The sequence below is a fragment of the Pseudomonas sp. H3_E04 genome (assembly GCF_054668915.1).
Map to the genome: position 1 here is coordinate 2,907,706 of NZ_CP162797.1, position 13,199 is coordinate 2,920,904.

Sequence of the window (13,199 nt, forward strand, 5' to 3'; positions counted from 1 at the left end):
TTGAGCCTTGCCGACCATGCCTGACAACACCCGCCGCGCCCGTGACGAAGCCTTCTGGCAAACCTTTGCCGACCGATACGATGTGCAGCCCGGCCCGGTCAATCTGGAAAACGGTTACTTCGCACGCATGTCGCGCACGGTGATCGAGGAGTACCAGCGCAACATCGAGCTGATCAACACCAGCAACTCGATTTATGCGCGGCAACGCTTTGAGCAGCACGACAATCTTGAGATCCGCGCGCAACTGGCCGAGCTGATTGGCGTACGCGCGCAAAGCGTAGCCCTGACGCGCAACGCCACCGAAGGCCTGCAATCGCTGATCCGCAATTACAATCGCCTGCAACCGGGCGATCAGGTGCTGATCTGCGACCTCGAGTACGACACGGTCAAGGGCGCCATGCGCTGGCTGGCGAAACAGCGTGGCGTTGAGGTCATCGAGATTGTCCACCGACATCCGGCCAGCGTTGACAGCCTGCTGCAAAGCTACCGCGAGGCTTTTGTCCGCCACCCGAAACTGAAACTGATGGCCCTGACCCATGTCACTCACCGCACCGGACTGGTCATGCCGGTGCAGGCCATCGCCGCATTGGCCAAAGAGCATGGCGTCGACATCATCCTCGACGGTGCCCACGCCCTCGGCCAGATCGAATTCGATCTGCAAGCGTTGGGCATCGCGTTCGCCGGTTACAACCTGCACAAGTGGATCGGCGCGCCGCTGACGCTTGGTTTCATTTACATCTCACCGCAGCGCTTGGCCGACATCGATCCCGACATGGGCGAGATGCATTATCCGCTCACCGATATTCGCGCGCGGACCTCGTACAGCACGCCGAACATCCCGGCGCTGATGACCTTGCCACTGGTGTTCGAAGAGCACGACGCCCTCGGCGGCGCTGCTGCCAAGGGCGCACGCCTGAATTACCTGCGCAGCCTGTGGGTCAGCGCCGTGCGGCACCTGCCTGGCATCGAAGTGCTGACGCCGGATGATCCGCAACTGTATTGCGCGATCACCGCGCTGCGCTTCACCCGGCATGCCGATCAGCAGGTCATGGCCGAGCGTCTGCTCAGCGAGTTCAACCTGTTCACCGTGGTGCGCACCGGCGCCGCGTGCGGGCCGTGCATTCGCATAACCCCGGGGCTGACTACCACGGTTAACGAGATTGAGCAGTTGGTTCGGGCGCTGGACCAACTGCGCTAGAACCGCGCACCGAAGTTTTTTTCGTAGCCTTCAAGACCCAGCTGCGACGACACGGCGAAGGTGTCGATGCCGAGCGTCTGGCAGGCGAAGGCACCGTCTTCAAGATCGGCGCCGGCGATCGGCTGCAAAACCAACCGCAAGGCGTCCTCGGCGGCAGCTTCACAGCCGCAGCGGCCGGGCAAATGCAAGGTGCCGGCCCAAGCCTCGTGGTGAACTTGTGCGCCTGCTTCGTCGCCGGGAATGAATACGTTCAGCTTCAGGCAAGCAGCGCCGTGCGCCGGTCGATCGGCATAGACACTGGTGAAACGGACGATGCCATGGCTGTCAGTCGATTGACTGCCGCCCAGGCTGATGTCGCCATCGACACGCTGTTGAATGCGCACCAGCGCGCCGATGACCGGCTCGCTGGTCATCGCATCGACCAGCGACAGACGCAGGATCAGCGGCAGGCCTTGGACACCCTGACTGATATTGCGCACCTCAGGTTCGGCTGCAGGCCAATCGGCACGGCCAGGGATTAGCGGCTTCGGTTGATAAGGAGATTGTGGCGTAAGGGTCAGAGACTGAAAGTCGTCCATGAGGCGTTCTCTCTTCCATAAGATGAACGCAGGTTAACTCCGTGAAAAAGCCAGCGTGCAGTAACTATGTATCGCGGCGTGTACCGGCTCTTTTTTCAGCGCAAAAAAAAGGTGCGCCGACCAAGCGCACCATAAAGCCGTAAAGCACACAACGAAGTGTCAGGTAACAATCAGTCCAGCAGCGCCAGGGCTTCGGCGGTGCATTCCTGAATGCGGGCCCAGTCGCCGTTCTTGATCCACTCCGGATCAAGCATCCAGCTACCGCCCACGCACATGACGTTTTTCAGCGCCATGTAGCTCTTGATGTTGGCCGGGCCGACGCCGCCAGTCGGGCAGAATTTCACTTCGCCGAACGGGCCGCCGAGCGCCTTGATTGCCGCCACGCCACCGCTGACTTCCGCCGGGAACAGCTTGAAGCGGCGATAGCCCAGGCCGTAGCCTTCCATGATCCCCGAGGCGTTGCTGATGCCCGGCAACAGCGGAATCGGGCTGTCGACGCTGGCTTCGAGCAGGTCGCGGGTGATGCCCGGGGTGACAATGAATTGCGAGCCTGCCGCTTCCGCCGCCGCGAGCATGTTGCGATCGAGCACGGTGCCGGCACCGGTCATCAATTCCGGGCGCTGTTCGCGCAGGATCTGGATCGCTTTAAGGCCGAACTGCGAACGCAGGGTCACTTCCAGCGCGGTCAGGCCACCAGCGGCAAGGGCGTCAGCCAGTGGCAGCACGTCCTGTTCGCGGGCGATGGTGATCACCGGCAGAATCCGCGCCTTGGCGCAGAGACTGTCGATCAGGGCAACTTTGTCCGCCATGGAAACGGTCGGGGATGGGGTTGTCATAGCGGCTGTTCCTTGGCTCATGGGCACCAGTAAATCTCTAACGTAGGTTGCAGAAACGCGCGCACCGGCATGGCCGCGACGTCATCGGATGCCAGCGCGGCATTCAGGGTGGTCAGTTTCGATTGACCGGAAATCGACAGAATCTTGTGCCGGGCCGAGGCCAGCAGCGCACGGCTCATGGTCAGGCGCTGACGTGGCACGCTGGGCGCCAGCATCGGCCAGCAACGGCGCGTGCCATCGGCTTGCAGGGCTGCTGCGAGGTTCGGGCTGTCGGGGAACAGCGAAGCGGTGTGACCGTCATCGCCCATGCCCAGCACCAGCACATCGATCGGCGGCAGTTCGCCGAGCAGACGATCGGCCTGTTCAGCAGCCTGCTCGACGTTGGCCGCCGCGCTGTAGAGGCTGAGGAACTGCGCCTTGGCAGCCGGGCCTTTGAGCAGATACTGCTTGAGCAAGCCGGCATTGCTGTCGGCGTGCTCGACGGGCACCCAACGCTCGTCGGCCAGGGTAATCACGACCTTCGACCAGTCCAGCTCCTGCTTGGCCAGGTGCTGGAAAAACGCCACCGGGCTGCGTCCGCCGGACACCACGAGCACCGCGTTGCCGCGTGCCGCAATGGCGTCGCTCAGTTGCTTGGCGACGTTCAGCGCCAGACCTTCGGCGAGCAGCACCGGGCTGTTGAATTCGCGGGCAGTCACGCCCGCCGGCAGTTGCACTTCAGATATCGCCATACCACGACCTCCCGTCCCGCGTGATCAATGCAATGGAGCTCATCGGCCCCCACGACCCGGCCGCATACGGCTTGGGCGCGTCACCGGATTTCTTCCACCCGGCGATCAGCTGGTCACACCACTTCCACGCGGCTTCGATTTCATCTTTACGGACAAACAGGTTCTGATTGCCGTTCATCACTTCCAGCAACAACCGCTCATAGGCATCGGGGATCCGCGCGCTACGCCAGGTGTCGGAGAAATTCAGTTGCAGCGGGCCGCTGCGCAGTTGCATGCCCTTGTCCAGGCCCTGCTCCTTGGTCATCACGCGCAAGGAAATACCTTCATCCGGTTGCAGGCGGATGATCAGTTTGTTGCTTATCTGCAGACGCTGCTCAGGGGCGAAGATGTAGTGCGACGGTTCCTTGAAGTGGATGACGATCTGCGACAGCTTCTGCGGCATACGCTTGCCGGTACGCAGGTAGAAGGGCACGCCGGCCCAGCGCCAGTTGCGGATGTCGGCACGCAGGGCGACGAAGGTTTCGGTATCGCTCTGAGTGTTGGAGTTCGGTTCTTCGAGGTAACCCGGAACGGATTTGCCTTCGCTGTGGCCGGCAATGTACTGGCCGCGCACCACTTGTGTGGTCAGGCCTTCCGGGCTGATCGGCGCCAGCGCCTTGAGCACTTTCACTTTCTCGTCACGGATGCTGTCGGCGGACAGGTCGGCCGGCGGGTCCATGGCAATCAGGCAGAGCAGCTGCAACAGGTGATTCTGGATCATGTCGCGCAGTTGGCCGGCCTTGTCGAAATAGCCCCAGCGGCCTTCGATGCCGACCTTCTCGGCCACGGTGATTTCCACGTGGGAAATGTAGTTCTGGTTCCACTGGGTTTCGAACAGGCTGTTGGCGAAACGCAGGGCGATCAGGTTCTGAACGGTCTCTTTGCCCAGGTAGTGGTCGATGCGGTAAGTGCGGTCTTCCGGAAAGAACTGCGCCACCGCGTCGTTGACCTTGCGCGACGACTCCAGGTCAGAGCCGATCGGTTTTTCCAGCACCACCCGAGTATTTTCGGCCAGACCGACTTTCTCGAGGTTCTCGCAGATGGCGCCGTACACCGCCGCCGGAGTGGCGAAGTAGGCAATCATGCGCTGGCTGCTGCCAGCCAGCTCCGCCAGCGCTACGTAATCTTCAGCCTTGAGGAAGTCGACGTGCAGATAGGTCAGGCGCGCGAGAAAGCGCTCGGCCACGGTTTCGTTCAGCTCTTTGCCGACGTAACGGCGCAATTCGGCGGCGATGAACGCCATGTGCTGCTGCTCGCTGCCGGGCTCACGGGCCAGCGCGATGATGCGCGTGTCCTCGTGCAGCAGATCGGCACCGTCAAGGTGATAGAGGGCAGGAAACAGCTTGCGCAGGGCCAGATCGCCAAGCGCGCCGAACAAGGCAAAGGTGCACGGTTCAACCGTAATGGAAGGCATGATGTTTGTTCTTTTATCAAGTTAAGCTACAAATACCTTTTTTCAAGGCATCACTCAAGGGAAAATGTAGTAATAACCACAACATTTTCGCAGAATACTCAATCCGAGTGGTGGTCGCCCGGACGCATCAGTAGGATAGGCCACCGTCACGGGCCATATCAAAGGCCCAATTTGCATAGCCCGACGCAACTCTGCGTCGGTGAATCAGGAATTCCATATGGACCGCGTGCGAAATTTACTGGAACAGATCCAGAGTCGCCTTGAAGAGCTGAACAAGGCCGAACGTAAGGTCGCCGAGGTGATCCTGCTCAACCCGCAGCAGGCCACCCGCTTCAGCATCGCCGCCCTCGCCCAGGCCGCCTCGGTGAGCGAACCGACGGTCAACCGTTTCTGCCGTTCGTTCGGCGTCAGCGGCTATCCCGAGCTCAAGCTGCAATTGGCGCAGAGCCTGGCCAGTGGCGCGGCGTACGTCAGCCGTGCGGTCGAAGCCGACGACAATCCCGAGGCCTACACGCAGAAAATTTTCGGCAGCGCCATCGCATCCCTGGACAGCGCCTGCCAGGCGTTGGACCCGAATCTGATCAGCCGCGCCGTCGACCTGTTGATCCAGGCGCGGCAGATCCACTTCTTCGGCCTCGGCGCTTCAGCCCCGGTGGCGCTCGATGCGCAGCACAAGTTCTTCCGCTTCAACCTTGCGGTCACCGCGCATGCCGATGTGCTGATGCAGCGGATGATTGCCTCGGTGGCGCACACCGGGGAACTGTTCGTGATCATTTCTTATACCGGGCGCACCCGTGAGCTGGTGGAAGTGGCGCGGATCGCCCGGGAGAACGGCGCTTCGGTTTTGGGCCTGACTGCGGAAAATTCCCCACTGGCCAAGGCCAGTACCCTGAGCCTGAACATTCCGCTGCCGGAGGACACCGACATCTATATGCCGATGACCTCGCGGATCATTCAGTTAACGGTGCTGGATGTGCTGGCAACGGGAATGACCCTGCGCCGTGGCGTGGATTTCCAGCCGCATCTGCGCAAGATCAAAGAGAGTTTGAATGCCAGCCGGTATCCGGTAGGTGACGAATTCAATTGATCCGGAATCTCGGCTGACTGATCCGCCCTCTTCGCGAGCAAGCCCGCTCCCACAGGGAATCTGTTTTGAACACAAATTCAATGTTCACTGAAGATCCAGTGTGGGAGCCTGAACATTCCGCTGCCGGAAGATGACCTCGCGGATCATTCAGTTAACGGTGCTGGATGTGCTGGCAACGGGAATGACCCTGCGCCGTGGCGTGGATTTCCAGCCGCATCTGCGCAAGATCAAAGAGAGTTTGAATGCCAGCCGGTATCCGGTGGGTGACGAATTCAATTGATCCGGAATCTCGGCTGACTGATCCGCCCTCTTCGCGAGCAAGCCCGCTCCCACAGGGAATCTATTTTGAACACAAATTCAATGTTCACTGAAGATCCAGTGTGGGAGCGGGCTTGCTCGCGAAGGCGTCAGCCGACTCACCACCTAACAGGCCGCAGCCCACGCCTGCAAACTCAAATGGGCCTTCTCCCCCGGCGCCAGGTGCAGACTGTCGGTGCCACCCGCCGCTGCCTCCACGCAGACAAATTCGGAAATCTCGTCCCAACTCACTCCCAGCAACGGCCGCGCGCCGGGATGCCAGACGACGGTGTCGCCGCTGTCACCGGTATCGATGCACAACTCGCGCTGCCAGGCGTGATCCTTGAGCTGCAATTCACCGTCATGCTGAAACACCCGCTGACAACCGCCCTCCACGCGCAACTCACCTTCCTGCTGGCAAACCTGGCGATTCAACTGGTCGTAACCCTGCGCGCCTTCGAGCCCAGACAGCGCTATCTCGCCGACATCGCCAATACGCCAGTAAGCGTGCAAAGCCTGGCTCAACTGGCACGGCATGTCGTCCTGATGTTCGGTGCTCAGGCGCAATTCCATGCGCTCGCCCAAATGCGCGTGCAGGTCGACCTGCCAATCGCACAGTTGCAATTGCCAGTGCAGGCGCACGCCGTCTTCGGCGCTGTTGCTGTCGAGCAACTTCCAGTCGAGCAGACGCGCCCAACCGTGCGACGGCCAGGCGTTTTCGCTCGGATGACGGCCATACCACGGCCAGCACACCGGCACGCCACCGCGAATCGCGCCGACATGCGGCCACTTCGCCGCGCACCACAACCACGGCTTCTGCCCACGCGGCTGAAAGTGCAGCAACTGCGCACCCTGCCGACTGAACACCGCCTGACACAGCGGATGATCGATCACCAGCACGTCGCGCATCTGATAGCGCTCCCAGGCGAACACCGGTTGTTCACGCAGGGATTTGAAGAAGCGTTGTAGCGGATGCTCATGCATTTGCCACGATCCTGAACTCGACTTTCACCGGGCGGCGCCAGCCCCAAAAAAAGCGGACAGCCTTGGCTGTCCGCAAATATGCGCACATAGAGAGGAGCTTATCGCAGACGCGTTAGAACGTAGACTGAATTTTCAGGCCAGCGACCAAAGCGTTATCGACTTCATCCACACCGCCCGGATGGGTGATGTATTGCAGGTTCGGACGCACGGTCAGCCAGTTGGTGACGTGGAAGCCGTAGTTGAGCTCGTAGTTGTATTCGGTTTCACGAATTGGCGAGAACGCGGCGTTGTCGTAGTCGGACACACCGTTGGAAGCGTTCAGCAGTTCAGCGTTGCGCTTGACGTCCTTGTTGACGTGGATACGTGCAGCGCCAATACCGATGTCATCCTTCGGACGCGCATCGAACGGGCCTTTGTAGACAAACATCACCGACTGGTAGTTGTCGATGAAGTTGGTGTCCTTGTCGTGGAAGGTCGCGTTGGCGGCGATGTTCAAGCCGCGAGTCGCGTCACCGTTGTGGCTGGTGAGTTGCTGCTGAGCAACGAACCAGTAACCGCTTTTGCTGTTGTGCGATTTGTAGGCGTCACCGGTAGTTGCCGCGTCGAAACCGTTGACGTCTTCGCGAACGTCGTCGGCATCGGCCGTGCTCTTGTAGTAACCGACGCGGTATTCGCCCGGCAGGCTGTTGACCTTCGGCGACCAGACCAATTCAACCGGCAGAACGGTACCCTTGGTGCCACTGCCGCTGAGCTTGAAGCCGTTGCCGTGTTCCAGCTGTGACGGGTTCTGGTTGTACGCACCGATTTGCGCGTAGAGCTCGTCGTTGATGTTGTACTTCACACGGATCGCGGCCTGGCTGACGGGCCAGTTGTACCAGATGTTGGTCGCCCAGTTACCCACTTGCGAACCGCAGAACGCCAGGTTCTGGAAATCGCACGGGAAGGTGTTGAAGTCTTCGCCTTCGCCGAAATAACCGGCCTTGACGTCGAGCTTGTTGTCGAAGAACTGGTGCTGAATCCACAACTGGGTCAGACGCACCATGTGGCCACGGCCGTAGACTTCCTGCGAGGAGCTGAGGGTGCCGGCACGCGGATCGCCAACGCGGTCGTTGGAGATGTTGTAGCCGTTACGGTTGGTCAGCTGGATCTTCGCTTGCGTGTTGTCCCAGCCCCACAGTTTCTGCAGGTCGAGGGCCACGCCGAGGCCGAACTGGTCGCTGTAGCGCCCGGTCTTGTCGTCGTCATAGCCGCCGTGCAGGTTGGCGCCCATCTCACCAACGTAGTCGGCCTTGATGTCGATACCCTGCTCGATCAGCTTGGTGCGTTCGCCGCCCCAGTCGCCGGTCATCCACTTGGAGTCGGAGCTGAACGCATCCGCCGCCATTGCATTACCGGCCAGCACCAGTGCAGCTGCCGCTGAAACCTGGCAGATCAACCGGGCATTGACGTGTTTCTTTTTCATCCCTACATCCTCGTCTTTATTGTTATTAACTGTTTTTATCTAACGCGGTTTACATAAAGTGCAGTGCTCGACAGGCCGGGCACTGCGTGCTCCTTTGTGGGAGCGAGCCTGCTCGCGAATGCGGTGGAACAGGCGACATCAATGATGGATGTCAGACCGCTTTCGCGAGCAGGCTCGCTCCCACATTTGTTCCTCAGCGCCCCTTGAACTGGGCGACGTTCGCAGACCGCGCATCGGTCTGCGGTTGGCCGGCAGTGCCCAGACGCTCGCCGGTATTGGCGTCGAACAACAACACTTTCGATGGATCGAACTGCAGCGTCAGGCTTTCGCCCACCTGCGGCGCCACGTCCGGCGCCAGTCGGCAGCAGACCTTGGTGTCATTCAAATTGACGAACACCAGCGTGTCCGGACCGGTCGGTTCGGTGACCTGCACTTCCGCGCGGATGCTTGGCAGACCATTGCCCTCGCCGCTGGCCAGAACAATCTGCTCCGGGCGCAGGCCGAGGATCACTTCGCGATCTTCGAGACCGGCGTCCTGCATGCTCATCGGCAATTCGCAGCGCGCCTGGCCGCTGTCGAGCAGCGCCAGCAGACGACCGTCCTTGCGCTGCAGACGCAGGGGGATGAAGTTCATCGGCGGCGAGCCGATGAAGCTCGCCACGAACAGGTTGGCCGGGTTGTTGTAGATGTCTTTGGGCGTGCCGAACTGCTGAATGATCCCGTCCTTCATCACCGCCACTTTGTCGCCCAGCGTCATTGCTTCGATCTGGTCGTGGGTCACGTAGACCGTGGTGGTTTTCAGACGCTGATGCATCAGTTTCATTTCGGTGCGCATCTCGACGCGCAGCTTGGCGTCGAGGTTGGACAGCGGTTCGTCGAACAGATAGATCTTCGGACGCCGCGCCAGGGCACGGCCCATCGCCACGCGCTGTTGCTGACCACCGGAGAGCTGGCCCGGCTTGCGGTTGAGCAGGTGTTCGATCTGCAACAGCTTGGCCACACGGGCGACTTCTTCGTCGATCGCTGCCTGCGGCATCTTGCGGATCTTCAGGCCGAACTCGATGTTTTCGCGCACGCTCATGGTCGGGTACAGCGCGTAGGACTGGAACACCATGGCGATGTCACGATCCTTGGGGCTCATGCCGCTGACATCCTGGTCGCCGATCATGATCGCGCCGCCGGTGATGGTTTCCAGACCGGCGATGCAGTTCATCAAGGTCGATTTGCCGCAGCCGGACGGGCCGACGAGAATCAGGAATTCACCGTCCTTGATCGACAGTTCAATGTTCTTCAGGGTGTCCGGCAGGCCGGCCCCGTAGGTCTTGTTTACGTTGCGAAGTTCAAGCGTAGCCATGATTACCCCCTTGACCGCGCCGGCCGTCAGCCCGCGCACGAAATACTTGCCTGCGACCACATAGACCAGCAGGGTCGGCAGGCCGGCGATCATCGCCGCTGCCATATCCACGTTGTATTCCTTGGCGCCGGTGCTGGTGTTGACCAGGTTGTTCAGCGCCACGGTGATCGGTTGCGAATCACCGCTGGAGAACACCACCCCGAAGAGGAAGTCGTTCCAGATCTGGGTGAACTGCCAGATCAGGCAGACCATGATGATCGGCGTCGACATCGGCAGAATGATGCGGCGGAAAATCGTGAAAAACCCCGCGCCATCCAGTCGCGCAGCCTTGACCAGCGCATCGGGAATGCTCACGTAGTAGTTGCGGAAGAACAGCGTGGTGAACGCCAGACCGTAGACCACATGGACGAAGACCAGGCCGGTGGTGGTGCTCGCCAGGCCCATCTTGCCGAGGGTGAACGAGGCCGGCAGCAGCACGGTCTGGAACGGCAGGAAGCAGCCGAACAGCAGCAGACCGAAGAACAACTGCGAACCACGAAAGCGCCACATCGACAGCACGTAACCGTTCAACGCACCGATGGCGGTGGAGATGATTACCGCCGGTACGGTGATCTTGATCGAGTTCCAGAAGTAGCCGTCAACCGTGGCCCAGGCCTTGACCCAGCCGATGCCGCTGACCACGGTCGGCCAGCTCAGCAGGTTGCCGGTGCTGATGTCTTCCGGGGTCTTGAAGCTGGTCAGCAACATGACCACCAGCGGCACCAGATAGAGAAACACCGCGAAGATCAGCACCGCGTAGATCGCGATGCGGCTCAAGCTGATAGCGGGTTTGGCAGCAAGACTAGTCATGACGCTTGGTCCTCAGCTCGGAATACAGGTAAGGCACGATGATCGCGAGGATCGCACCGAGCATCAGAATCGCACTGGCCGAGCCCATGCCCATCTGGCCGCGACTGAAGGTGAAGGAATACATGAACATCGCTGGCAGGTCGGAGGAATAACCCGGGCCGCCGGCGGTCATTGCCGCAACGAGGTCGAAGCTCTTGATCGCGATGTGCGCCAGGATCATGACCGCACTGAAGAACACCGGACGCAGGCTCGGCAGCACGACTTTCCAGTAGATGCGCGGCATGCTCGCGCCGTCGATCTGCGCGGCACGGATGATCGATTGATCGACGCCACGCAGGCCGGCGAGGAACATCGCCATGATGAAGCCCGAGGCTTGCCACACAGCGGCGATCACCAGGCAGTAGACCACGCGATCGGGGTCGATCAGCCAGTCCAGACGGAAGCCTTCCCAGCCCCAGTCACGCAACAATTTGTCCAGGCCCATGCCCGGGTTGAGCAGCCATTTCCATGCGGTACCGGTGACGATCATCGAGAGCGCCATCGGATACAGGTAAATGGTGCGGATAAAGCCTTCGCGACGAATGCGCTGGTCGAGGAACACCGCCAGCAACACGCCGATCACCAGAGTGATGCCGATGAACATGCCGCCGAACACGGCGAGGTTCTTGCTCGCCACCCACCAGCGATCGTTGTCGAACAACCGCGCGTATTGCGCCAGGCCGGCCCACTTGTAGTTGGGCAGGAAGGTCGAGGTGGTGAACGACAGAATGAACGTCCACAGGATGTAGCCATAGAAGCCCACCAGCACGATGAACATGCTCGGCGCCAGCACCAGTTTCGGTAGCCAGCGCTGCAATGCATCGAACGGCGAGGCCTTGCTGAACACAGCAACAGAACTCATGGGGAAATCCAGAAAAGAAAGAGAAGAACAGCTGCAAGCTGCAAGCTACAAGACCAGCAGTGCGCAAGCCTTTAACTTGCAGCTTGAAGCTTGCAGCTCGCCGTCAAGGCGCCTATTTGGCTGACTGAACTGCCGCGCCGAGTTTCTTCGCCGCATCGGCCGGGTCGGCTTTCGGGTCGTTGATGTAGTTGGTGACTACGTCAAAGAACGCGCCCTGCACGGCCAGCGTGGTCGCCATGTTGTGCGCCATGCTTGGTTGCAGGCCGCCGGACTTGGCGTCCGCGAGGAAATCCTTGGCAGCGGTCTGTGCGCAGGAGTCGAAGCCGAGCTTGTCCATGTTGTTCAACATGTCGTTGCGAACCGGGATCGAGCCTTTGTTGATGCTGAAGACTTTCTGGAAGTTCTCACCCAGCACGACTTTGGCGATGTCCTGCTGACCGGCCGCAGTGCCGGCATCCTTCTGCTTGAACACGGCCAGCGAGTCGATGTTGTAGGTGAACGCCTTGTCGGTGCCCGGGAACGCTACGCACTCGTAGTCCTTGCCGGCGACTTTCTTGGCGGCGGTCCATTCGGACTTGGCCCAGTCACCCATGATCTGCATGCCGGCCTTGCCGTTGATGACCTTGGCCGCTTCGAGGTTCCAGTCCTGGCCTTTGCCGTCAGCGTCCATGTAGGTCGCGACTTTCTTCAGCTCAGTCAGCGCCTTGACCATTTCCGGGCCGGTCAGCGCTTTGTTGTCGAGATCGACCAGGGCTTTCTTGTAACCATCCACACCCATGACCGAGAGCACCACGGCTTCGAACACGGTGCTGTCCTGCCAAGGCTGACCGCCGTGGGCGAGCGGAATGAAGCCCGCCGCTTTCAGCTTGTCGCCAGCCGCGTAGAACTCTTCGAGGGTGGTTGGATTCTTGGTGATGCCGGCTTTCTTGAAGACTTCCGGGTTGATCCACAACCAGTTCACGCGGTGAATGTTCACCGGCACGGCCACGTAATCACCGTCGTACTTCACGGTATCGGAGACTTTCTTGTCGAGCAGGCTGTCCCACTTTTCCGACTTGGCGACGTCTTTCAGCACGTCGGTGTCGAGCAGACCGGTCGACGCCCATTCCTGGATGTCCGGGCCTTTGATCTGCGCAACGCCAGGCGGGTTGCCGGCAACGGCGCGGCTTTTCAGCACGGTCATGGCAGTCGCACCGCCACCACCGGCGACAGCGCCGTCTTTCCAGGTGAAACCGTCTTTTTCGACTTGGGCCTTGAGCACATCAACAGCGGCTTTTTCGCCACCGGAGGTCCACCAGTGCACGACTTCGACCGAACCTTTGGAATCGGCAGCGGAGACACTGAGCGGCAGGATTGCGAGCGGGAACAGGGAGGCGACAGAAATGACAGTAGCGAGGCGAGAAATCGCATTCATTCGAAATGTACCTTTCTTGTTGTTATGCATTGCAAGTCTGGTGCTTGCGCTGCAC

At 60.4% G+C, this 13,199-nt stretch carries 12 protein-coding genes and 1 pseudogene; 3 read left to right on the forward strand and 10 right to left on the reverse strand.

Annotated elements, in window-relative coordinates; all coding sequences use genetic code 11:
- Positions 1-16: 16 nt before the first annotated feature.
- Positions 17-1,198: an aminotransferase class V-fold PLP-dependent enzyme gene (locus AB4N53_RS13085; RefSeq protein WP_460120949.1), complete on the forward strand. Its 1,182-nt coding sequence runs from the start codon at positions 17-19 to the stop codon at positions 1,196-1,198.
- Here AB4N53_RS13085 and AB4N53_RS13090 read toward each other — a convergent pair.
- The 4 genes from AB4N53_RS13090 to zwf form a co-directional block, all read right to left on the reverse strand.
- Positions 1,195-1,776 carry a peptidase associated/transthyretin-like domain-containing protein gene (locus AB4N53_RS13090; protein WP_460120951.1) on the reverse strand — a complete coding sequence of 194 codons (582 nt, stop codon included), beginning with the start codon at positions 1,774-1,776 and terminating at the stop codon, positions 1,195-1,197. The two genes, AB4N53_RS13085 and AB4N53_RS13090, sit on opposite strands and share 4 nt — an antisense overlap.
- 170 nt (positions 1,777-1,946) lie before the next feature.
- Positions 1,947-2,612 (reverse strand): bifunctional 4-hydroxy-2-oxoglutarate aldolase/2-dehydro-3-deoxy-phosphogluconate aldolase, encoded by a 666-nt coding sequence (locus tag AB4N53_RS13095; RefSeq protein ID WP_016773539.1) that lies wholly within the window; start codon positions 2,610-2,612, stop codon positions 1,947-1,949.
- A 17-nt stretch (positions 2,613-2,629) separates the two neighbouring features.
- Positions 2,630-3,343, reverse strand: a complete 714-nt coding sequence (gene pgl / locus AB4N53_RS13100; RefSeq protein WP_460120953.1) for a 6-phosphogluconolactonase — start codon at positions 3,341-3,343, stop codon at positions 2,630-2,632.
- Positions 3,330-4,796, reverse strand: a complete 1,467-nt coding sequence (zwf, locus tag AB4N53_RS13105; RefSeq protein WP_016773537.1) for a glucose-6-phosphate dehydrogenase — start codon at positions 4,794-4,796, stop codon at positions 3,330-3,332. The genes pgl and zwf overlap by 14 nt, the downstream gene beginning before the upstream one ends.
- Positions 4,797-5,022: 226 nt before the next feature.
- Here zwf and AB4N53_RS13110 point away from each other — a divergent pair, with 226 nt between their 5' ends.
- Together AB4N53_RS13110 and AB4N53_RS13115 are read left to right on the forward strand one after the other, a co-directional pair.
- Positions 5,023-5,883: a MurR/RpiR family transcriptional regulator gene (locus AB4N53_RS13110; RefSeq protein WP_169842436.1), complete on the forward strand. Its 861-nt coding sequence runs from the start codon at positions 5,023-5,025 to the stop codon at positions 5,881-5,883.
- 130 nt (positions 5,884-6,013) lie between these two features.
- Positions 6,014-6,163, forward strand: coding sequence for a hypothetical protein (locus tag AB4N53_RS13115; RefSeq protein WP_460145128.1), 150 nt, complete (start codon positions 6,014-6,016; stop codon positions 6,161-6,163).
- A 143-nt stretch (positions 6,164-6,306) separates the two neighbouring features.
- On the opposite strand, the gene AB4N53_RS13120 is transcribed toward AB4N53_RS13115, so the two are convergent.
- The 6 genes and pseudogenes from AB4N53_RS13120 to AB4N53_RS13145 form a co-directional block, all read right to left on the reverse strand.
- Positions 6,307-7,164: a D-hexose-6-phosphate mutarotase gene (locus AB4N53_RS13120; RefSeq protein ID WP_460120955.1), complete on the reverse strand. Its 858-nt coding sequence runs from the start codon at positions 7,162-7,164 to the stop codon at positions 6,307-6,309.
- 112 nt (positions 7,165-7,276) lie between these two features.
- Positions 7,277-8,626 (reverse strand): carbohydrate porin, encoded by a 1,350-nt coding sequence (locus AB4N53_RS13125; RefSeq protein ID WP_039758111.1) that lies wholly within the window; start codon positions 8,624-8,626, stop codon positions 7,277-7,279.
- Between the two features lie 193 nt (positions 8,627-8,819).
- Entirely contained in the window at positions 8,820-9,980 is a 1,161-nt protein-coding gene (locus tag AB4N53_RS13130; RefSeq protein ID WP_197892547.1) for an ABC transporter ATP-binding protein, read from the reverse strand.
- Between the two features lie 6 nt (positions 9,981-9,986).
- Positions 9,987-10,829: pseudogene (locus AB4N53_RS13135) on the reverse strand (carbohydrate ABC transporter permease); the annotation flags it as partial.
- The gene (locus tag AB4N53_RS13140; RefSeq protein ID WP_016773533.1) at positions 10,822-11,730 is read right to left on the reverse strand and encodes a carbohydrate ABC transporter permease; all 909 of its coding nucleotides are present in this window, start codon (positions 11,728-11,730) and stop codon (positions 10,822-10,824) included. The pseudogene AB4N53_RS13135 and the gene AB4N53_RS13140, both read right to left, overlap by 8 nt.
- 112 nt (positions 11,731-11,842) lie before the next feature.
- A complete protein-coding gene (locus AB4N53_RS13145; RefSeq protein ID WP_024014061.1) occupies positions 11,843-13,144 on the reverse strand; it encodes an ABC transporter substrate-binding protein in 1,302 nt (433 codons plus the stop codon).
- Positions 13,145-13,199: the final 55 nt, after the last annotated feature.